This is a genomic window from Nocardia sp. NPDC003999 (assembly GCF_053604885.1).
Map to the genome: position 1 here is coordinate 543,790 of NZ_JBSGIB010000002.1, position 19,717 is coordinate 563,506.

The 19,717-nt window shown below is 69.4% G+C and carries 18 protein-coding genes; 6 read left to right on the top strand and 12 right to left on the bottom strand.

All coding sequences use genetic code 11. The annotated features are described in order from the left end of the window. Positions 1 to 25 precede the first annotated feature (25 nt). From ACWESM_RS06325 to ACWESM_RS06335, 3 genes are all read right to left on the bottom strand, one after another. Positions 26 to 415 (bottom strand): sterol carrier family protein, encoded by a 390-nt coding sequence (locus ACWESM_RS06325; RefSeq protein WP_355076959.1) that lies wholly within the window; start codon positions 413 to 415, stop codon positions 26 to 28. 139 nt (positions 416 to 554) lie between these two features. Next, on the bottom strand, positions 555 to 1,277 hold the full coding sequence (locus tag ACWESM_RS06330) for a CPBP family intramembrane glutamic endopeptidase (RefSeq protein WP_452491059.1): 723 nt from the start codon (positions 1,275 to 1,277) through the stop codon (positions 555 to 557). Then, on the bottom strand, positions 1,274 to 3,007 hold the full coding sequence (locus ACWESM_RS06335) for an alpha/beta hydrolase (protein WP_355076955.1): 1,734 nt from the start codon (positions 3,005 to 3,007) through the stop codon (positions 1,274 to 1,276). The genes ACWESM_RS06330 and ACWESM_RS06335 overlap by 4 nt, the downstream gene beginning before the upstream one ends. A 185-nt stretch (positions 3,008 to 3,192) precedes the next feature. On the opposite strand from ACWESM_RS06335, the gene ACWESM_RS06340 reads away from it, so the two are divergent. Further along, entirely contained in the window at positions 3,193 to 3,483 is a 291-nt protein-coding gene (locus ACWESM_RS06340; protein ID WP_355076953.1) for a YiaA/YiaB family inner membrane protein, read from the top strand. A gap of 61 nt (positions 3,484 to 3,544) precedes the next feature. Here ACWESM_RS06340 and purL read toward each other — a convergent pair whose 3' ends face one another. Further along, complete coding sequence (gene purL, locus ACWESM_RS06345; protein ID WP_364425059.1) at positions 3,545 to 5,839, bottom strand: phosphoribosylformylglycinamidine synthase subunit PurL; 2,295 nt, start codon at positions 5,837 to 5,839, stop codon at positions 3,545 to 3,547. Positions 5,840 to 6,009: 170 nt separating this feature from the next. Here purL and ACWESM_RS06350 point away from each other — a divergent pair, with 170 nt between their 5' ends. Then, positions 6,010 to 7,323, top strand: coding sequence for a glycosyltransferase 87 family protein (locus tag ACWESM_RS06350; protein WP_452491060.1), 1,314 nt, complete (start codon positions 6,010 to 6,012; stop codon positions 7,321 to 7,323). Here the strand turns inward: ACWESM_RS06350 and ACWESM_RS06355 are convergent. Then, positions 7,272 to 8,570 (bottom strand): M18 family aminopeptidase, encoded by a 1,299-nt coding sequence (locus ACWESM_RS06355; protein WP_452491061.1) that lies wholly within the window; start codon positions 8,568 to 8,570, stop codon positions 7,272 to 7,274. The genes ACWESM_RS06350 and ACWESM_RS06355 overlap by 52 nt on opposite strands. Positions 8,571 to 8,798: 228 nt before the next feature. Then, positions 8,799 to 9,230 (bottom strand): MarR family winged helix-turn-helix transcriptional regulator, encoded by a 432-nt coding sequence (locus ACWESM_RS06360; RefSeq protein WP_355076947.1) that lies wholly within the window; start codon positions 9,228 to 9,230, stop codon positions 8,799 to 8,801. 49 nt (positions 9,231 to 9,279) lie between these two features. Here ACWESM_RS06360 and ACWESM_RS06365 point away from each other — a divergent pair, with 49 nt between their 5' ends. Next, positions 9,280 to 10,356 (top strand): substrate-binding domain-containing protein, encoded by a 1,077-nt coding sequence (locus ACWESM_RS06365; RefSeq protein ID WP_355076945.1) that lies wholly within the window; start codon positions 9,280 to 9,282, stop codon positions 10,354 to 10,356. Between the two features lie 18 nt (positions 10,357 to 10,374). On the opposite strand, the gene purQ is transcribed toward ACWESM_RS06365, so the two are convergent. Further along, entirely contained in the window at positions 10,375 to 11,052 is a 678-nt protein-coding gene (gene purQ, locus ACWESM_RS06370; protein WP_379250406.1) for a phosphoribosylformylglycinamidine synthase subunit PurQ, read from the bottom strand. Next, a complete protein-coding gene (gene purS / locus ACWESM_RS06375) occupies positions 11,049 to 11,285 on the bottom strand; it encodes a phosphoribosylformylglycinamidine synthase subunit PurS (RefSeq protein ID WP_195078153.1) in 237 nt (78 codons plus the stop codon). Before purS ends, purQ begins: the two co-directional genes overlap by 4 nt. Before the next feature lie 131 nt (positions 11,286 to 11,416). Here purS and ACWESM_RS06380 point away from each other — a divergent pair, with 131 nt between their 5' ends. Further along, positions 11,417 to 12,061, top strand: coding sequence for an MBL fold metallo-hydrolase (locus ACWESM_RS06380; protein ID WP_356963656.1), 645 nt, complete (start codon positions 11,417 to 11,419; stop codon positions 12,059 to 12,061). A 2-nt stretch (positions 12,062 to 12,063) separates the two neighbouring features. Here ACWESM_RS06380 and ACWESM_RS06385 read toward each other — a convergent pair whose 3' ends face one another. Further along, positions 12,064 to 13,419, bottom strand: coding sequence for a dipeptidase (locus ACWESM_RS06385; protein WP_356963655.1), 1,356 nt, complete (start codon positions 13,417 to 13,419; stop codon positions 12,064 to 12,066). A 193-nt stretch (positions 13,420 to 13,612) separates the two neighbouring features. Between ACWESM_RS06385 and ACWESM_RS06390 the strand changes: the two genes are divergently transcribed. Continuing rightward, the gene (locus ACWESM_RS06390; protein WP_397275122.1) at positions 13,613 to 15,004 is read left to right on the top strand and encodes a glutamate decarboxylase; all 1,392 of its coding nucleotides are present in this window, start codon (positions 13,613 to 13,615) and stop codon (positions 15,002 to 15,004) included. A gap of 114 nt (positions 15,005 to 15,118) precedes the next feature. Here ACWESM_RS06390 and ACWESM_RS06395 read toward each other — a convergent pair whose 3' ends face one another. From ACWESM_RS06395 to ACWESM_RS06405, 3 genes are all read right to left on the bottom strand, one after another. Continuing rightward, positions 15,119 to 15,820 (bottom strand): DUF2334 domain-containing protein, encoded by a 702-nt coding sequence (locus tag ACWESM_RS06395; protein WP_364425072.1) that lies wholly within the window; start codon positions 15,818 to 15,820, stop codon positions 15,119 to 15,121. 144 nt (positions 15,821 to 15,964) lie between these two features. Next, entirely contained in the window at positions 15,965 to 18,133 is a 2,169-nt protein-coding gene (locus ACWESM_RS06400) for a S9 family peptidase (RefSeq protein WP_452491062.1), read from the bottom strand. A 10-nt stretch (positions 18,134 to 18,143) separates the two neighbouring features. Further along, the gene (locus ACWESM_RS06405; protein WP_364425075.1) at positions 18,144 to 18,515 is read right to left on the bottom strand and encodes a MerR family transcriptional regulator; all 372 of its coding nucleotides are present in this window, start codon (positions 18,513 to 18,515) and stop codon (positions 18,144 to 18,146) included. A gap of 46 nt (positions 18,516 to 18,561) precedes the next feature. Between ACWESM_RS06405 and ACWESM_RS06410 the strand changes: the two genes are divergently transcribed. Beyond that, positions 18,562 to 19,650 (top strand): alkene reductase, encoded by a 1,089-nt coding sequence (locus tag ACWESM_RS06410; RefSeq protein ID WP_452491063.1) that lies wholly within the window; start codon positions 18,562 to 18,564, stop codon positions 19,648 to 19,650. Positions 19,651 to 19,717 lie beyond the last annotated feature (67 nt).

The window sequence follows — 19,717 nt, forward strand, 5'->3', positions numbered from 1 at the left end:
CCGCGCCGCAACGATCGGCTCGGTCTCAGTCGACTCGGACGATCGGCAGCCAGTGCGTGATCTCGGCCGCGCGGGTGCCGGACGCGCTCACCGCGCCGGAGTCGAGCGCGTCGTCGAACTCGAGCAGTCCGGTGGCCAGTAGCAGCCAGGTACGCGGGTCGGTCTCCACGACGTTCGGCGGTGTACCCCGGGTGTGCCGCGGGCCCTCGACGCACTGCACCGCGACGAACGGCGGCACCCGGACCTCGACCGAGTGCCCGGGCGCGGAGGCCGCCAGCGAGCGCGCCGTGGTACGCACAGCCGCCGCGAGTTCGGCGCGCGCGGGCGCGTCGACCGACTCGTCACGCAACCATTCGCTCACCACCGCCACCGCTGCCCGCGTCTGCGCGGGGTCTACCGTGCCTCGTCCTGCCACCTGCCCGACCCTACTTCGCGCTCCGTACGCCTCGCGCCCGTGATCGACCTCAGCCGTGCTTCGGCGAGGGCGGTCGACACGACGGTGTCGGCGCGGCTTCGGGACGGCGGCGGCGCGGTGCCCGGCGTCGGCCGCCCCGTCAACGGGCTCGCGGTATATCCGAAGCCGGAGTTGCGAATTCATCCACAGTTGTCCCGAGGTCCGAACGTGCCACCCGCATCGCACGCGCGGAACCCGGGAAGTGGCGGGCCAGGCGCGGAGCGATCGCTCCGCCCGCGTTCATGGCGAGATGCAGCAGCGCGGGGGCGGCGGTGCCCGCGGTGCGGCGGCGCAGCAAACCGAACACGAGTCCGCCCGCCGTAGTCACCGCCACAGTGGCGGGAACACTGTCGCCCACGGCCCGCGCGGGAGTGATGTGCCAGAGTCCGAAGGTCGTCGCGCCGACCAATGCACCGGCTCGCGGACCGAAAAGGCGGTCCAGCATGGGATCCAGCGTGCCGCGGAAGACGAGTTCCTCGCTGTAGACAGTCCCGAGAGGAATGTGCACAGCCACCCACTCCTGCGTCGACACAGCGGGCGCCCGTTCAGCGAGTTCGGCCAGTTGCCATCGCAGCGACGGAACGGCAAGGGCCGCTGCGTAACCGGCCACGACGACCGACGCGGCGAGCAGCCCGCAGCGCACGCCGCTCTTCGACCACCGGCCAGGTTCCGCGCGCAGCGCGACCGCGTAGGCGGTGGCGAAACCGGCATTGGCGGCGGTTCGTCCGCGGATGCCGAGACGGAGGCGGGGCAGGACCGCGTTGCTCCAGAACAACGGAACGGCAACGGCCGCCATGGTTCGCACGGCCCGTTCCTGGCTCACTTGATCTTCCGCTCGAATTCCTCCGCGGCCTCGACTTCGACCCGGATCCGCTCGGAACGCTCGGCGGTCCAGTCCGGTGGCGCGGCGATGGCGGCCCAGCCGTCCAGGACCAGGCTGCCGTAGCGGTGTCCGTGCCCGTCGGTGACGCCCTGCGCATTGGTCAGATCGGCGGCCACCTGCCAGAAGGTGACGAACGGCCACCAGCGCATCTGGGAGGAGACGTCCGAACCGCGCGGCTCCGACAGCCAATCCGGCCGCGAGAAGATCAGATCCGGCGACCACCAGACGATGGGATCGGACGCGTGCTGCAGATACGCGATGCGCGGCGGCCGCCATTCCGACGACGGGCGCGCCAGGTCACCGCTGTCGGAGGCGAACCGGACCACCAGCCCGTCGGCGTACAGCGGCTCCACCTCACGGGAGCCCGGATCGCGGCGGGCGACGAACTGCTGCCACAGCCGGTTGGAATTGGGCGGGCCGACCCACAGCGCGCCGTCGACCTTGGCGCGCAGATCGGCCAGACCGTCGAACGCCGCCTCGGAACCCTGCGAACCGAGGCTCTCCCCGTACACCAGCAATTTGGGTCGTGCCTGCGGCGGACGCGCGGTCCAATGCTGGTACACCGCGTCGAACAGATCCCTGCCCGCCGCGGCGGCCTTGCTCCGGTCGGCCAGGAAGGACAGCACGCTGGGCAGATACGAGTACTGGGTGGCGACGATCGCGGTGTCGCCGTCGTACATGTACTCGAGCGCGGACGCGGCCAGCGAGTTCACCCATCCGGTCCCCGTGGTGGTGACCACCACGAGCGCCTTCCGGTCGAACGCACCGGTTCGCTCGAGCTCGGACACCGCCAGCTCGGCCGGTTCCTGGTTCCCATCCACCGACTCCAGACCGACGTAGGCCCGGACGGGCTCCTTGGCCGGGCGGCCGGTGAGCGAGGTGATGTGGCTCGCGGTGGGTCCGTGCGAGACGAACCAGCGCCCCTCGAATCCGAGGGTCTCCCATTTGGCCAGCGAGGCGGGGCTGCCGGAGCGCTCCGGTTGCTGTGGCTGCACCGCGTTCACCGAGGTGTGGTCGTTGCGCACGCTGAACGCGGAGTTGGCCACCGCGAAGAACGCTTGCGTGGCGACACCGTTGAAGATCGTCACCGCCAGCACCACCAGCACCAGGAATCCGGCGGCCGGAGCGAGTTCGCGGGGCACCTTCACCCACCGGTTGAGCAGGCGGGCCAGGAACAGGATGAACTCGCGCACGGTCCGGTAGACCGCGACCGCCGCGGCGCCGACCGCCATGCTCAGCAGTCCGGTGCGCAGATAGGCGGGCGTGGTGGTGCCCGCCATGCCCATCAACGCCGTGATCTCCCGCTGCCAGCGCGCCGACTGCACCAGCATCAGCGCGGCGCTCAGCGCGGCGGTGAGCAGCACGGCGGACTTGACGGCGTAACGCGCCCACGTCGGCGGCGGCGCGATCTTCAGCCGCGGCCGCACCCACAGCCGGAACAGCCACTCCAGCAAACAGCCGGCGCCGTATCCGATGGCGGCATTGATCCCGCTGATCAGCCCCTGGAACAGCCAGTCGCGCGGCAGCAGCGACGGCGTCACCGACAGCGCGAAGAACACCGTCGCCACCACCAAGCCGACGTAATTGAGGTCGATGACGTCCTCGACGCGCCGGATCACCGCGACCGCGCGCGTGCGCAGTTTCCGCATGGTCCCCGCGGTCTCCAGCATTCGATCAGTATGGCGGTCGCCACCGACGGCCCGGCGCGTCGCCCACCGTGACGCGGGCGCGCACGACGCGGATCACACCCTGCGCGACCCCGTGATCGGACGCGTTCGCGCGGATGGCAACTACCCATTTCGCTCGAGTAGTTGTACACGGGTGCGCGGGTCGCGCCATCCGGAAACTTTGGTCCATGAGCACAACGACCGCGGCGCAGAAAGCCAGCGCCGCTTACGTCGCACAGGCCGCGATCGCCTTCGGCATCAGTTTCGTCGGCATCGGCATCGGGATCTACGCGCTCCCGCTGGACGTCTGGCAGCGCGGATTCCTCGGTATGTCCGTGTTCTTCCTGGTGACCAGCACCTTCACGCTGGCGAAAGTGGTGCGCGACCAGCACGAGGCGGCGACCGTTCACGGTCGCATCGATCAGGCGCGGATGGAGAAGCTGCTCTCCGAGCACGATCCGTTCAATTCCGTCGCCTGAGTACGCGCACCTGGGCGGGCCCGGTAACGAGGGGTTCAGGCCCGCCCAGGTGGGCGTCTCGTCAGACGGTTCCGGCGCCGAACAGCTTCGGCAGCGTGCCCTCGTGCGCGGTCCGCAACTCGTCCATGGTGATCGAGAACTGGCCCTGCACCTCGACCGAATCCGAGCCCTGATCGACCACGCCGATGCGCACCCACGGCAGTTCGCGCGCGGTGCACATGCGGGTGAACCTGGTCTCCTCCGAGCGGGGAACCGCGACCAGCACACGGCCCGCCGACTCGGAGAACAGCGTGACGAACGGATCCGCGTCCTCGGGAAGCAGGATGCGGCAACCGGTCTCACCGGCGAGCGCCGCTTCGACGACAGCTTGAGCGAGACCGCCCTCGGACAGGTCGTGCGCGGCGCTGATCATGCCGTCGCGCGAACCGGCGGTCAGCACCTCGGCGAGCAGCTGTTCGCGGGCGAAGTCGACCTTCGGCGGGACGCCGCCGAGATGGTCGTGCGCCACCTGCGACCAGATCGACCCGCCGAACTCGTCGCGGGTCTCGCCGAGCAGGATCAGCGTCTCGCCCGGCTCCAGGCCGATCCCGGTCGGGATGCGGCGGTGCACGTCGTCGATCACGCCGAGCACGCCGACCACCGGGGTCGGCAGGATCGCCGTCTGGCCGGTCTGGTTGTAGAAGCTGACGTTGCCGCCGGTGACCGGGATGCCGAGCGCCACGCAACCGTCGGCCAGGCCGCGCACCGCCTGCTGGAACTGCCACATCACCCCGGGATCCTCGGGCGAACCGAAGTTCAGGCAGTTGGTGACCGCCTTCGGCGTGGCACCGGTGCTGGCCACGTTGCGGTAGGCCTCGGCCAGCGCGAGCTGCGCACCGGCATAGGGGTCCAGCTTGGTGTAGCGGCCGGACGCGTCGGTGGCCAGCGCGATGCCTCGGCCGGTCTCCTCATCGATCCGGATGACGCCCGCGTCGGCCTGATCGGCCAGCACGGTGTTGCCGCGCACGTAGCGGTCGTACTGCTCGGTGATCCACTTGCGGCTGCACAGCTGCGGGCTGGAGATCATCCGCAGCAGCGTCGCGCGCAGTTCGTCGGCGGTTTTCGGACGGGCGAGCCGGTCCGGGGTGTCGGCGATCAGCGCGTCCTGCTCGTCGGGGCGCGCGACCGGGCGCTCGTACACCGGACCCTCGTGCGCGACGGTGCGCGGCGGCACGTCGACCACCGTCTCGCCGTGCCAGGTGACCACCAGCCGGTCACCGTCGGTGACCTCGCCGATCACCGTGGCCAGCACGTCCCACTTGCGGCACACGGCCATGAACGCGTCCACGTTCTCGGGAGTGACGACCGCGCACATGCGCTCCTGCGATTCGCTGGAGAGCACTTCGGCGGGCGTCATGCCGGTCGCGCGCAGCGGCACCTTGTCCAGCTCGATGTGCATGCCGCCGTCGCCGGCCGCCGCGAGTTCGGATGTGGCACAGGACAATCCGGCGCCGCCGAGGTCCTGGATGCCCACCACCAGCTTCGCCGCGTACAGCTCTAGACAGCACTCGATGAGCACCTTCTCGGTGAACGGGTCGCCCACCTGCACCGACGGCAGCTTCTTGCGGCCGGAGCCGGATTCGTCGCCGGAGAAGGTGTCCGAGGCCAGCACCGAGACGCCGCCGATGCCGTCCAGGCCGGTGCGCGCGCCGAACAGCACGATCTTGTTGCCGGTGCCGGAGGCGAAGGCCAAGTGCAGGTCCTCGACTCGCATCACGCCGGCGCACAGCGCGTTCACCAGCGGGTTGCCCTGATAGGAGGCGTCGAACACGGTCTCGCCGCCGACGTTCGGCAGGCCGAGCGAGTTGCCGTAGCCGCCGACACCGCGCACCACGCCGTCCACCACGCGACGGGTGTCGGCCGCGTCCGCCGCGCCGAAGCGCAGCTGGTCCATCACCGCGATCGGGCGCGCGCCCATCGCCATGATGTCGCGCACGATGCCGCCGACGCCGGTGGCCGCGCCCTGGTACGGCTCCACGTAGGAGGGGTGATTGTGGCTCTCCACCTTGAAGGTGACCGCCCAGCCGTCACCCACGTCGACGACGCCCGCGTTCTCGCCGATGCCCGCGAGCATGGATTCGCGCATCTCGTCGGTGGTGGTCTGGCCGAAGTAGCGCAGGTGCACCTTGGAGGACTTGTAGGAGCAGTGTTCGCTCCACATCACCGAGTACATCGCCAGCTCGGCGTCGGTCGGCCTGCGACCGAGGATCTCCTTGATGCGGGCGTACTCGTCGTCTTTGAGGCCGAGTTCTTTGTAGGGTTGCGCCACGTCGGGGTTTGCTGCGGCTGCGCTGACGGTGTCGACCTGCGGAGTCACGGAGTACCAGGGTCCTTTCGGCCGGGCATGGGGGTCGGCAAGCCGGCGGAGCCGGCGGGGTGGGCGAGCTCAGCGAAGCGACGAGCGTTGTCACTGGGCGGCGGCGAGATGCCTACGTGTAAGTCTAGAGGCACTGGGTACCGACCATGCGCACCGGCTACTCTGGGCCCGTGAACGAAGGATCGGGGGTCGCGAATCCGGGTGAGAGATCGGTCACCTCGGATGCCGCGCCGACCGGCAGCGGCGGATCGGGGACCACATCCGGTCACGCGTCGCCGAACCCACTGACCCCGCAAGTACGCTGGCTGATTGCTGCGATCGCGTTGTTCGCGGTGTCGGCGATCGTCTCACTGCTCGCGCACTGGTGGCACGGCTACATCGACCTCCAGGTGTATCGCAACGGCGCCCGGGTCTGGCTGGACGACGGCGACCTGTACGGCCCGATGCCGCCGGTCGAGGGAATCGGACTGCCGTTCACCTATCCACCCTTGGCCGCGTTGTTCTTCGCGCCGCTGGCCCTGATGCCGCTGGTCGCCGCCGAGGTGCTGGTGGTCGTCACCAATGTAGTCAGCCTTGGCATCTCGCTGTGGCTGGTGCTGACCCGCCTGCGGCCCGAGCTGTCGCGCCCGATCCTGCTCACGCTGGTCATCGGCGCGGTCGCGGTGGCGCAGTTCTTCGAACCCATCCGCCAGACCTTCGGCTTCGGCCAGATCAACCTGGTGCTGATGGCCGCGATCACACTGGACTGCCTGGCGCGCAAGCCTTTCTGGCCGCGCGGCATGCTGATCGGCATCGCGGTGTCGGTGAAGCTGATCCCCGCCGGTTATCTGCTGTACTTCGTGCTGCGCAAGGACTGGAAAGCCGCGGGCACACTGGTGGTCTCCGCGATCGCGGCGGTGGGTCTCGGATTCCTGCTGTTCCCCGGCGATTCCGTGGACTATTGGTTCCACACCCTCGCCGACACCGGCCGGATCGGACCTCCTTACTTCGCGGGCAACCAGTCCATCAAAGGCATGGCCTTCCGCCTCGGCATCGGCGACACGGCGGCCACACTGGTGTGGATCACCTTGTCGGTGCTGGCGGTCGCGCTGGCCGCGGTGTGGATGCGCAGGCTGATCGAGGCGGGCGCCACCGTGGCGGCGCTGCTGGTGAACGCCGCGGCGGTGCTGCTGGTCTCGCCGGTGTCGTGGTCGCATCACTGGGTGTGGATCGCGCCCGCACTGGTCGTCGCCGCCGACCTCATGGTGCGCGGTGCGCGCAGCCCGCGGGCGATCGGCGTGGTCACGGTCGCCGCCGCGCTGTTCCTGGTCGGCCCGCACTGGCTGCTGCCGCACTCGCGCGACCGCGAGCTGGACTGGGCCTGGTGGCAGCAGATCATCGGAAGCAATTACGTGCTCGCCACTTTCGCCGTGTTCGTCGTCGCGGTGTTCACCTATCGCCCGGTGGTCTCGGGCGTGAGGAAGGCGGCCAGCGCGGCGGCGTAGGCCGGAACGTCGAACGCGCCCATCAGCTCGCGCGCCGAATGCATCGCCAGCTGGGGCGCACCGACGTCGACGGTCGACATGCCGGTACGCGCCGCGGTCATCGGCCCGATGGTGGAGCCACAGGGCAGGTCGGCGCGATGGACGTAACGCTGCAACGGGACCGCGGCCTGCGCGCAGGCCAGCGCGAACGCGCCCGCGCCGGTGGAGTCCGTGGCATAGCGCAGATTCTGGTTGACCTTCAGCACCGGCCCGCCGTTCACCTCGATCCGGTGCGCGGGCTCGTGCCGCTCCGGATAGTTCGGGTGCGTCGCGTGCGCCATGTCGCCGGACGCGCACACCGAACCGGCCAGTGCGGCGAGATATTCGGCGCGGCCGCCGCCGCGCGCGAGCACGATCCGCTCCAGCACCGCGGGCAGCAGATCGGACTGCGCGCCGCGGTCGGACTGACTGCCGACCTCCTCGTGGTCGAACATGGCCAGCACCGGGACGGCCGCGCCCGGCTCCTCGATCGCGGCCAGGAACGCCTGCAAGCCCGCGAAGCAGGTGCCCTGGTTGTCCAGTCGCGGCGCGCTGACCAAGTCCTGGTCCCGCCCGATCAGCCTGCTCGGCGTCAGGTCGTGGGTCATCAGCTCCCAGCCGAGCACGTCGCCCGGATCGACCTCGGCCCAGTCGGCCACGAAATCGATGAAGGCGGCCGCCTCGTACCCCGCGCCCCACACCGCGTTGACGTGCCGCTGCGGATCCAGCGTCACACCCCTACGGTCCTCGGACAGATGGATGGCCAGCTGCGGCACCCGCAGGATCGGCTCATCGATGCGAACCAGGCGCTCGCGCATCGTGTTTCCGTCCCGCACGCTCAGCCGACCGGAAACACCCAGCTCCCGGTCGAGCCACGAGTTCAGCCACGCACCGCCGTAGGGCTCCAGCCCGACCAGCTGCCAGCCCGCCGAGGTCAGGTCGGGATGCTGCTTGACGCGCAGGTTGGGACTGTCGGTGTGCGCTCCGACCACGCGGAACCCCGTCGCGGCCGCGGTGTCCCCCGCCGCCCAGGCGACCAGCGACCCACCGCGAATCACGTAATGCCTGCCCGGGCTCTCCGCAGACCAGGTCTGCGACTCGGCGAGCCGGGTGAACCCGCGCGCGTCCAATTCCGCGGCGACCGTGCGGCAGACGTGGAACGGCGACGGGGACGCATCGATGAACGCGCACAGCCCGGCGGCCGTGGCTGCGGTGGTGGAGACGGGCATGCCTGCGATCCTAGGCAAGCGGGGCGCGACCGGCGTGTCCCGGTCGCTGGGCACGCGTGGCGAATACCGTCCGAAACGGTGCGGACTATGCCGTTATAGCCGCACCGAGATCAGCTCGAGGCGCCCGTCGATTCATCCCACAACATAAGGGCAAGAATGGTCCGGCGACCGATCACGAATCGGACGTACGCGGCATTCATCGGACGAATGTCCGGTACGCTTGAGTATTTACTCCGAGGCGATGGAAACCAGGTCGAGCAATCGCATGAGTTCGGTATATCGGCGTGCGCCGATTCGCCCGCGCAACTCCTGCTCGGCGCGCGCCTCCTCCGCGCGCACCTCGCCGACCAAGTCGGCGCCGAGCCTGCTCAGGCCGATCAGGATGCGGCGCCGATCGTCCTGCGCGGCGAGCCGGAAGATCAGGCCGCGCTCGGCCAGATAGTCGGCATGCCTGGTGGCAGAGGACGGCGCGAGCTGCGATTTGGCCGCCAGCTCGGTCATCGTGATACCCGCGTCGCCGCACAGATTCGACAGCATCGACCACTGATCCGGCGAGAGCTGCCTGGCGCACAGCGCCGCGTCCAAATGCCGTACCCAACCGCGCTCCGCGGCACGCAGCGCGCCATGCAGCGTCGAATTTCCGCTTACAATGGACGTCATTATTTCCCGCCTGCCGTGAATTCCGTTCGAACGAGAAGAAGAGTACCGAATGTCGACGCCGATCGAGAGCCCCGACGGCACGATCGAGGTCCTGAACATAGTGCCACGGCAGGGACCTGGCGGTATCGTCGCGCCGTCCTGCGATGCGGCGATATCGCTCGCGGTCGACGAAATCAACCGAGGCGCGGGAATTCTAGGGCGGGAAATTCGTACTACGAATATCGACGGGGGACGGTCGCCGCACGAGGTGGCCGCCGAGGTCTCCGCCCTGCTGGCCACCGGCATGGTGCACGCCATCACCGGCTGGCACACCTCCGCGGTGCGGCGGGCCGTGGCGCGAGCCGGTGCGGGCCGGGTGCCGTACCTGTACGCCACCAGCCACGAGGGACTGACCGACGAGCTACCCGGCGTGCTGATGCTCGGCGAGCACCCGGCCGGACAGACCGTGGCCGCCGTGCACTGGCTCGAACGCGAGTACGGCGTGCGACGCTGGGCCGTCATCGGCAACGACTACATCTGGCCGCGCCGGTCCGCCAAGGCGATTCGGGAAAGCCTGTCCGACCCGGCCGCGATCGTGCTGGAAAGGTATGTGCCACTGGGATACGCGGATTTCGCGGACTTCCTCGCCCATCCGGCGCTGGACTTGGCCGACGCCGTGGTGATCCTGATGGTCGGCGCCGATGTCGCCCGCTTCAACCGGCAGTACGCGGCCAGTGGCCGTGCCGCGACGCAGTTGCGGGTGAGTCCGGCCGCCGACGAAAACGTGCTGTTGGCAGCGGGAGCGGAGGCGAACCACGACTTCTTCGTGGCGTCCAGCTTCTTCCTCGACGACCGTATGTCCGACGGACGCGACCGGATGACCCGCTATCGCGCGCGGCACGGCGCGTTCGCTCCCGCGCTGACCAGCTTCAGCAACGCCACCTACGAAGCCGTCCACACGCTGGGCGCGCTCGCGCGGACGGTCGGATCACTGGAGGTGCCGGAGATCCTCGACGCCCTCGACCACGGCCTGCACCTCGAAACCCCTTCCGGAATCAGGGGTTTCCGAGGCAATCAGGCGATTCAGCACGGCTACATCGCCCGCGCGAACGGCGTCGACTTCGAGATCGTCGACCGGATCAGCTGACCCGACGCCGCGGGACGATCACACCCCGACCAGCGTGTCCAGCACCGAGAGGAACAGGCCGAGCCCGTCGTCGCTGGGGCCGGTCAGCGGCTCGGTGGCATGTTCGGGATGCGGCATCAGGCCGACGACGCGACCGTTGGCCGAGGCGATACCCGCGATACCACGCTGCGAGCCGTTCGGGTTGTCGCTCGCGTAGCGGAAGACCACGCGGCCCTCGCCTTCGAGCTGGTCCAGCACGGCCTCCGACGCCTGGTAGCGCCCCTCCCCGGACTTGAGCGGGACGAGGATCTGCGCGCCTGTCTCGAAGCGGGAGGTCCACGCGGTCGACGCCGACTCCACGGTGAGCCACTCGTCGCGGCAGATGAAGTGCAGCCCCTCGTTGCGGGTCAGCGCGCCGGGCAGCAGGCCGGCCTCGCACAGCACCTGGAAGCCGTTGCAGATGCCGAGCACCGGCAGCCCGGAGCCCGCCGCTCGCACGACCTCGCCCATCACCGGGGCGAAACGGGCGATGGCGCCCGCACGCAGGTAGTCGCCGTAGGAGAAGCCGCCGGGCACGATCACCGCGTCGACGCCCTTCAGGTCGGCGTCGGCATGCCACAGGTCGACCGCCTCGGCGCCGGCCAGACGCACCGCCCTGGCCGCGTCGATGTCGTCGAGCGTGCCGGGGAACGTGATGACCCCGATGCGCGCGGTCATGAGACGCGAACCACCTTCCACTCCTCGATCACCGTGTTGCACAACAGCGATTCGGCGATCTGCTCGAGCGCCGCGTCGTCGACGCTGTCGTCGACGTCGAGTTCGAATCGCTTGCCCTGCCGCACGTCCGAGATGCCCTCGAATCCCAGACGCGGGAGTGCGCCGACGATGGCCTGCCCCTGCGGATCCAGGATCTCGGCCTTCGGCATCACCTCGACCACGACTCGTGCCACGCGTTGCTCCTCATGTGGTTGGGGGGTTACCTCAGCAGCGTAGTTGTGCTGGTCGCGTGCGTCATCCGCGGGGTCGGCCGAGACCGTGGCGCTGTCGTGGAGAACACACCCGGCGTGGTTAGCATGGCGGCATGCGCATAGCCCACTTCGGTCATTCCTGCCTCCTCGTCGAGCTGCACGGCAAGAAGATCCTGTTCGATCCGGGCACCTTCTCGCACGGCTTCGAGGGCCTCACCGGCCTGGACGCGATCGCGGTCACCCATCAGCATCCCGACCACATCGACCCGAACCGGATCGAGGCGCTGATCGACGCGAACCCCGGCGCACGGTTGCTGTCGGACCCGCAGACCGCCGAGCAGCGCGGCGAACGGTGGGAGGCGGTGCACGCGGGCAACGTGCTGACCCTCGGCGATCTCCGGATCACCGGCGGCGGGGGCAGGCACGCGGTCATCCATCCGGAGATCCCCGTGATCGACAACACCGTCTTCCAGCTGGGCACCGCCGACGACCCGGCCCAGCTCGTCCACCCCGGCGACTCGCTGTGGGTGCCCCCGGTCCCGGTCGGCGTGCTCGCCGCACCGGCCGCCGCGCCCTGGATGCGGATCAGCGAAGCCGTCGATTACCTCCGCGCGGTCGCTCCGCGTGTCGCGCTGCCCATCCACTACGGCATCATCCGGGAGGAGGCGCAGGGCATCTATTTCGGCAGGCTGTCGGAGATGGCCCCGGCCGGAACCGAATTCCGGGTGCTCGAGGCGGAGAAAGACACCGATCTGTAGCGCTACCCGGCGTAGGTGGCGAGGAATATCGCCTCGGCCAGCGCCATGTGTTCGATCTCCTTCGGATCCACGCTCTCGTTGGGCGCGTGGATCAAGGACTTCGGCTCCTCGACACCCATCAGCATGATCTCCGCGTCCGGATAGGTGGTGGCGAAGACGTTGCACAGCGGAATCGAGCCGCCCTGCCCCTGGGTGGTCGCCGGGCGGCCGTAGGACGCGGCCAGCGCCGCTTCCATCGCGGCGCGCGCGGGCCCGCCGGTCGAGGAACGGAACGGCGCTGCGGTGCCTTCCAGCTCGACGGTCAGCCTGGCGCGCCACGGCGTGTTGGCCTCGAGATGCGCGAGCAGCGCCTGGTACGCGTCTTCCGGGTCGGTGCCAGGCGGAATACGCAGGTTGAGGCGGGCCCGCGCGGTCGCGGGGATCGCGGCGGCCGATCCGACCACCGGCGGCGCGTCGATGCCGAGCACGGTCAGCGCCGGTCGCGCCCAGAGCATGTCGGCGACAGTGCCGTCACCGATGAGTTCGACGTCGCGCAGGACGCGCGCGTCGGCGTGGAACTGCTCGCTCGGGTACTGGACCCCCGGCCAGACCTGATCGTTCGACAACCCGTCGATGGTGGTGTTGCCCCGCTCGTCGCGCAGCGAGGCCAGCAAGCGGATCAGCGCGGCCAGCGCGTCCGGGGCGGGGCCGCCGAACATGCCGGAATGCAAAGGGCTGGCCAGCGTTTCGATGGTGACCACCACGTTCACGCCGCCGCGCAACGTCTGGGTCAGGGTCGGCACACCGGCGGCGAAGTTGCCGCAGTCGCCGACCACGATCGCGTCCGCGCGCAGCAGTTCCGGATTGGCCTCGACGAAGCGCTCCAGTCCTCCGGTGCTCTGCTCCTCGGAACCTTCGGCGACGACGGTCACCCCCAACGGCAGATCCGGGCCGAGCGCACGCAACGCCGTCAGGTGCATGACGATGTTGCCCTTGCAGTCGGCGCTGCCGCGTCCGTACCAGCGCCCGTCGCGCTCGGTCAGTTCCCACGGCGGGGTGCGCCACGCCGCCTCGTCCATCGGGGGCTGAACGTCGTAGTGACAGTAGAGCAACACCGTGGGCGCGCCGTCGGGGGCGGGCCGGGACGCGACGACCGCCTTGGTGCCGTCCGGCGTTTCGTGTAAGCCGACCGTGGTCAGCCCGGCGGCGACGAACGCGTCCGCCACCCACTGGGCCGCCATGTCGCACTCCTCGATCGGATACTGCCGTGGATCGGCCACCGATTGAAACGAAACAAGCTGCGCCAAATCGGTTTTCGCCTGGTCCATCAATCCGGCCACGGCACCGCGCAATTCCGCCACCCGCACATCCTCCGCCATTCCCCCACCCTATCCCCCGTTCCTCGGGCGGAGTTCGCGCCGCCTGCCGGGTGTTCGGACGGTCCGCACGCGGAAGCGGGAAGTGCGCCCGATGGTGGAAAGGGTGTGCCAAGCTGAGCGTCGAGGGCGTTGGCTAACTGTCGGCATCCTCGGCAGGCACACCCGCACAACGTCTAATCGGGAGGCCGTTCTCATGTCCGAAGCAGCCGATGACCTGTTCGCCCTGCCGGGGCTCAGCCGGTCCGCGCCCCGGTCCGGATTCCCCGCGCACGAGATGTTCCCTCAGGTCGCCTACGAGATCGTGCACGACGAACTGATGCTCGACGGCGTCTCCAGGATGAACCTGGCCACGTTCTGCACCACCTGGGTGGACGACCAGGCGCGCAGGCTGATGTCCGAATGCCTGGACAAGAACATCGTCGACAAGGACGAGTATCCGCAGACCGCCGAGCTGGAGCGCCGAGCCGTCCGGATGGTCGCCGATCTGTGGCACGCGCCGGATCCGGCCGTCACGCACGGCACCTCGACCACCGGATCCAGCGAGGCGGCCATGCTCGGCGGCTTGGCGGCGAAATTCCGCTGGCGCAAGCGCGGCGGCACGGGGACACCCAACTTCGTCTGTGGACCGGTGCAGGTGTGCTGGGAGAAATTCGCGCGCTATTTCGATGTCGAGATCCGCCAGATCCCGCTACGTGGCGAGCGGCTCACCATGCACCCCGACGACCTCGCCCAGTACTGCGACGCGAACACCATGATGGTCGTGCCCACCTTCGGGCAGACCTACACCGGCCTGTTCGAGGATGTGGCCGGGATCAGCGCGGCGCTCGATGCCTTGCAGCGCGAGAAGGGCCTGGACATCCCCATTCACGTCGACGCGGCCAGCGGCGGCTTCCTGGCCCCGTTCGCCGCACCGGATCTGGTCTGGGATTTCCGGCTGCCCAGGGTCAAGTCGATCAACGCCTCCGGCCACAAGACCGGGTTGGCCCCACTCGGCGCGGGCTGGGCGATCTGGCGCGAAGCCGACGACCTGCCGGAGGAGTTGATCTTCGACGTCGACTACCTCGGCGGCAGCATGGCCACCTTCAACCTGAACTTCTCCCGGCCCGGCGGGCAGGCGATCACGCAGTACTACCAGTTCATCCGGCTGGGGCGCACCGGCTACGCGCGGGTGCAGTCCGCGATCTACCGCGCGGCGCAGCACTTGGCCGCGGGAGTGCGCGGGCTCGGGGTCTTCGAACTGATCCACGACGGCGACCCGCAACGCGGCATCACGGCGGTGTGCTGGCGCCTGACCGGCGATCCCGGCTTCAACCTCTACGACCTGTCCGACCGGCTGCGTTCCCGAGGCTGGCTGATCGCCGCCTATCCGCTGCCCGCCGACCGGAACGACGAGACGGTGATGCGGGCGGTGCTGCGCCACGGCTTCACCATCGACATGGCCGACCTGCTGCTCGCGGACCTCGACCGCTGCATGCGGCAGCTGCGGCAGCGGCCGTTCTCGACCTCGCTCACGCGCGCCGAGGCGGGCGGCTTCACACACGACGCTGCGCCCGCCGTAGCGAAGCCGTCGATCGCCGCGTCCTGACAGCGCCGCCGCCCGGCTACGCCATTCGCGGGCGGCGGCGCCGATCGGTCGCGCGAAGGCGGTCCCGACCGGCCGCGGGCGATGGAGCCGACCCACCGTCGCCCGCGGCGTCAGTCATGCGGCCCGAGCCGCCGCGAAGGGCTCCCACCGGTAGGTGGCGCCCACCGCACCGTGGAACAGCGCGAGGTCGACGGCGTCGAGCACGGCTTGGCGCGGGCCGGACCGCCCCAGCTGTGCGGCGGACACGGCCAGCCGCAGCAACCCGCCGCGACGGGCGGTGCGCGCGGCGCCCATGACCAGGGCGCGGCACCACCACGGTTCCGCGCGGAAACCCTCGCCGATGCCGTACACCCTGGCCTTCTGCGCCGTGTTGCGCTCCAGGTCGACGATCGACGTGAGGCCGAGCGCCAGCCGGAAACCGGCTCCTGGCAGCGCCTCGAGCGCCCCCGTCGAGGCATCCCAGCGGGGAGCGGCGAACAGCCGGGTGCGCAGGTCGGCCTGCTCCAGCACCCGGTCCGCCGCGGTCAGCCGCAGCCGCGCCTCGTGTCCGGGCAGCGTGGCGAACTCGGCGCGCCGCCGCTTGGTGGCCGCCTGGTCGTAGCCGTGTAGCACGATCGCGTCGCCGCGAGCCCGCCTGCCGCGCAGCCAGGCCTGCGTCGCGGGATCCTCCAGCAGCCGGTATTTGCCCTTCAGCCGCGGCGCGACCAGCAGCGAGAGCGGCACGCCGCGCCGATCCATCTCTTCGGCGAATTCGATCGCCGTGTCCCGGGTGGTGTCCCTGATCCCGGAAATCGACACGATCAACTCAGCGTTCATGACCCCACGGTGCCAGCCGCACGTGTCCGTGATGTGCAGAGTGTATGACCACGTGGCGAACACTCCGCCACGCCTGTGCCGAGTGGTCGCCCCGCGGTCGGCGTGCCGATGCCACCGGATGGCGGGCGTCGGCGCGCCGGTGCGCTACGCGCCTGCGAGACCGAGCGTGTCCAGAATCCAAGCGTGCTCGAAGGCCACTTCCCGCCATTTCTCGTAGCGCCCGCTGACCCCGCCGTGGCCCGCGCTCATCTCCGTCTTCAGCAACAGCGGCGCATCACCGGTCGCGGTGGCGCGCAGCTTGGCGATCCACTTCGCGGGCTCGACGTAGAGCACGCGGGTGTCGTTCAGGCTGGTGATGGCCAGGATCGCCGGATAGTCCTTGGCTTCGACGTTCTCGTACGGCGAGTAGGACTTCATGTACGCGTAGACGTCCTCGTCGGCGAGCGGATTCCCCCATTCGTCCCACTCGATCACGGTGAGCGGGAGCGACGGATCGAGGATGGAGGTGAGCGGATCGACGAACGGGACGTTCGCCAGAATGCCCGTGAACAGTTCGGGGGCCAGGTTCGCCACCGCGCCGACCAGCAAGCCGCCCGCACTGCCGCCGTCGGCGATCAACCGGTCCGGGGCCGTGACCCCGGTGTCGACGAGATGCCGTGCGGCGGAGACGAAGTCGGTGAAGGTGTTCTTCTTGGTGAGCGTCTTGCCGTGCTCGTACCAGAGCCTGCCCATCTCGCCGCCGCCGCGCACGTGCGCGACCGCGAAGACCATGCCGCGATCCAGCAGCGACAATCGGGCAACCGAGAAGGACGGGTCGATGCTCGCCTCGTAGGAGCCGTAGCCGTACAGCAGCAGCGGCTTCGGCCCCTCGGCCGTCGTCTTCTTCCGCACGAGCGAGATCGGAATCCGGGTGCCGTCCTCGGCCACGGCCCAATCCCGGTGCTGCTCGTACTCGTTCGCGTCGTAGCCGCCGAGCACGGGCTGTTCCTTGCGCAACAGCAGCTCACCGGTGACCGGGACGTAGTCGAACACCTGCATCGGCGTGATGAACGAGGTCACACCGATGCGCAGGGTCGGCTGCGCCCACTCCGGGTTGGAGCCGACGCCGACCGCGAAGAGTTCCAGATCGAAGTCGAGTTCCCGGCGCTCGCCGTAACCGGAGTCGGTCAGCGGCCACACCGCGATCCGGGTGAGCGCCTCGCGCCGGTAGCTGAGCACCAGGTGGTCGCGGAACGCGTCGATATCCTCCAGCCGCACGTCCTCGCGATGGCCGATCAGCTGGGTGAGGTTCGACGGGTCGTCCACCGGCGCCTCGGCGAGCACGAAGTTCTCCGCCTTGAGGCCGTCGACCACGTCGTTGTGCAGGATCAGGAAGCGGTGCTCGCCGCCGATCACCGCGTGCTCGGCGGAGTACTCGACGCCCTCGCGGCGCGGCAGCAGCACACGGAACTCGCCCTCGGGATCGTCGGACTCGAGGACCCAGCCCTCGCTGGTGATCTTGGAGCCGACCCAGATCATCAGGTATTTCTCCGAGCGGCTCGCGCCGATGCTGACCCAATAGCGCTCGTCGGGTTCGTGGAACACTTTGACGTCGGGATCGGTGGCGCCGAGCCGGTGCCGCCACACCGTATCGGGCCGCCACGACTCGTCGACGGTCTGATAGAAGACGTGGCTACCGTCCAGCGACCAGGTCGCGCCCGGAGCGGTGCCCGCGATCTCGTCGCCGAGCAGTTCGCCGGTGCGCAGGTCCTTGAAGCGCAGCACGTACCGCTCGTCACCGACGTTGTCCACCGAGTAGGCGAGCAGCGTGCCGTCATGGCTGATCGAGAACGCGCCGAGCGAGAAGAAATCGTGTCCTTCGGCCAGTTCGTTGCTGTCGAGCAGCACCTCTTCGCCCTGCACCTCGGTCTCGGCGTTCAGCTGCGGCGGAGTCCACGCGTCGATGCCTTCGGCGCCCGCCGCGATCGGGCACCGGCAGTGCACGCCGTACTGCTTGCCCTCGAAGCTGCGCGAGTAGTACCAGTAGTCGCCCAGCCGGGTTGGCACCGACAGATCGGTCTCCTGCGTGCGCGCTTTGATCTCGTCGAAGATCGTCTCGCGCAGCGTGCTCAGGTGCTCGGTCTGCGCCTCGGTGTAAGCGTTCTCCGCCTCCAGGTAGGCGATGACGTCGGGGTTGTCCTTGTCCCGCAGCCACTCGTACTCGTCGACGAACACGTCGCCGTGGTGCACCCGCTCGGTGGGCACCGTCTTGGCGACCGGCGGCGCCACCGCGCCGCTACCGGGTTCGGAGATCGTTCCGCTGTCGAGAGCCATGGCGTCCACCCTACTGTTCGGATGCCTCGCCGCCCGCCGCCTGGATGATGCCGTCGAGCACGTCACCGGTCCGGCGCAGATCGCGCATCGCCTGATCGATCCTGGCGCGCTCCTCGGTGAGCTTTTCCACCAGGAACGGCGTCGCCCTGGCGTTGGGCGTGCCGTCGACGTCGTGGATGCACGGCAGCAGTTCGCCGATCGTGTCGCTGTGCAGGCCGGCGGCGAACATCTGCTGGATGCGCCGGACGCGGTCGACCGCCGTCTCCGCGTACTCTCGCTGCCCGCCGGAGGTCCGCTCCGAGGCCAGCAGTCCCTTGGTCTCGTAGTACCGCAGCGACCGGACGCTCACGCCGGTCCGCTCGGCGAGTTCACCGATCCGCACCATCGCTCCTTGACCTAACATCAATGTCAGGTTTTACGGTACAGCCATGCTGCTGTTGACCGAATACCGCAACCACCCGCTCGACCTCCCCAACCGGATCGTCATGGCGCCGATGACCCGGCTGCGTTCGCTGCCCGACGGCTCGCCGACCGGCGACGTCGCCGCCTACTACGCCCAGCGCGCCACGGCGGGACTCATCGTCACCGAGGGCATCTGGCCGCATTCGACCGGCCAGAGCGAAGCGTGGGTGCCCGGCTTGCAGACGCCCGCGCACGTCGCGGCGTGGCGCCGGGTCACCGAGGCGGTGCACACGCGCGGCGGACGGATCTTCGCGCAGCTCATGCACGGCGGGCGCAAGGGTCATCCGCTCGCCCGGATCGATGGATCCCGGCCCGCCGGACCGTCGGCGGTGCTGGACGACGACAGAGTGCACCTGATCGACGGCGGCAAGGCCGATCCGATCACTCCCGCCGCACTCGATCGCGCGGATATCGAGGCCACGATCGAGCACTACGCCGCCGCCGCGCGCAATGCCGTGGCAGCGGGCTTCGACGGCGTCGAGATCCACGGCGCGAACAGCTATCTGCTGCACCAATTCCTCGCCGACAACACCAACCTGCGCGACGACGAATACGGCGGTTCGATCGCCAACCGCATGCGGCTGCCTCTCGCGGTAGTGGACGCGGTGAGCGAGGCCATCGGCGCGCACCGCACCGCCATCCGGCTCTCGCCGGGCAATCCCCAGTTCAACATGTACGAGGCGGACCCGGCCCCGCTCTACCGCGCACTCGTCAGCGAACTCGATCGGCGCGAGTTGGCCTACCTGCACCTGACCGACAACGACCGCTACCCGGCGCTGGCCGACCTGCGGCCGCGCTGGCACGGCACGCTCATCGCGAACATCGGCGAGAATCGCGAGCCGACCACGGCGGCGGGCGCGGAACAGGTGCTGCGCGCCGGTCACGCCGACCTGGTTTCCTTCGGCAGGCAGTTCATCTCGAATCCCGATCTCGTGCACCGCATTCGGCATGACCTGCCGCTGGCTCCCATCCGCGAGGAATACCTGTACGGCCGCACCGCCGAGGGCTACAGCGACTATCCGAACTGGACCGCGGCCGAACTGGTGCGCGACTGACTCGTCGCTACGGGAAACGCGGGCGCGGCCGATTCCTCGCGTCCCGCGAAAACCCGAGAGGCCGGGA

What these genes read in the sequence shown, in the direction of transcription:
- ACWESM_RS06335 (WP_355076955.1), bottom strand. Translation starts at nt 3,007, where the DNA reads ATGCTGGAGACCGCGGGGACCATGCGGAAACTGCGCACGCGCGCGGTC.
- ACWESM_RS06340 (WP_355076953.1), top strand. Translation starts at nt 3,193, where the DNA reads ATGAGCACAACGACCGCGGCGCAGAAAGCCAGCGCCGCTTACGTCGCA.
- ACWESM_RS06355 (WP_452491061.1), bottom strand. Translation starts at nt 8,570, where the DNA reads ATGCCCGTCTCCACCACCGCAGCCACGGCCGCCGGGCTGTGCGCGTTC.
- ACWESM_RS06360 (WP_355076947.1), bottom strand. Translation starts at nt 9,230, where the DNA reads ATGACGTCCATTGTAAGCGGAAATTCGACGCTGCATGGCGCGCTGCGT.
- ACWESM_RS06365 (WP_355076945.1), top strand. Translation starts at nt 9,280, where the DNA reads ATGTCGACGCCGATCGAGAGCCCCGACGGCACGATCGAGGTCCTGAAC.
- purQ (WP_379250406.1), bottom strand. Translation starts at nt 11,052, where the DNA reads ATGACCGCGCGCATCGGGGTCATCACGTTCCCCGGCACGCTCGACGAC.
- ACWESM_RS06380 (WP_356963656.1), top strand. Translation starts at nt 11,417, where the DNA reads ATGCGCATAGCCCACTTCGGTCATTCCTGCCTCCTCGTCGAGCTGCAC.
- ACWESM_RS06385 (WP_356963655.1), bottom strand. Translation starts at nt 13,419, where the DNA reads ATGGCGGAGGATGTGCGGGTGGCGGAATTGCGCGGTGCCGTGGCCGGA.
- ACWESM_RS06390 (WP_397275122.1), top strand. Translation starts at nt 13,613, where the DNA reads ATGTCCGAAGCAGCCGATGACCTGTTCGCCCTGCCGGGGCTCAGCCGG.
- ACWESM_RS06395 (WP_364425072.1), bottom strand. Translation starts at nt 15,820, where the DNA reads ATGAACGCTGAGTTGATCGTGTCGATTTCCGGGATCAGGGACACCACC.
- ACWESM_RS06400 (WP_452491062.1), bottom strand. Translation starts at nt 18,133, where the DNA reads ATGGCTCTCGACAGCGGAACGATCTCCGAACCCGGTAGCGGCGCGGTG.
- ACWESM_RS06410 (WP_452491063.1), top strand. Translation starts at nt 18,562, where the DNA reads ATGCTGCTGTTGACCGAATACCGCAACCACCCGCTCGACCTCCCCAAC.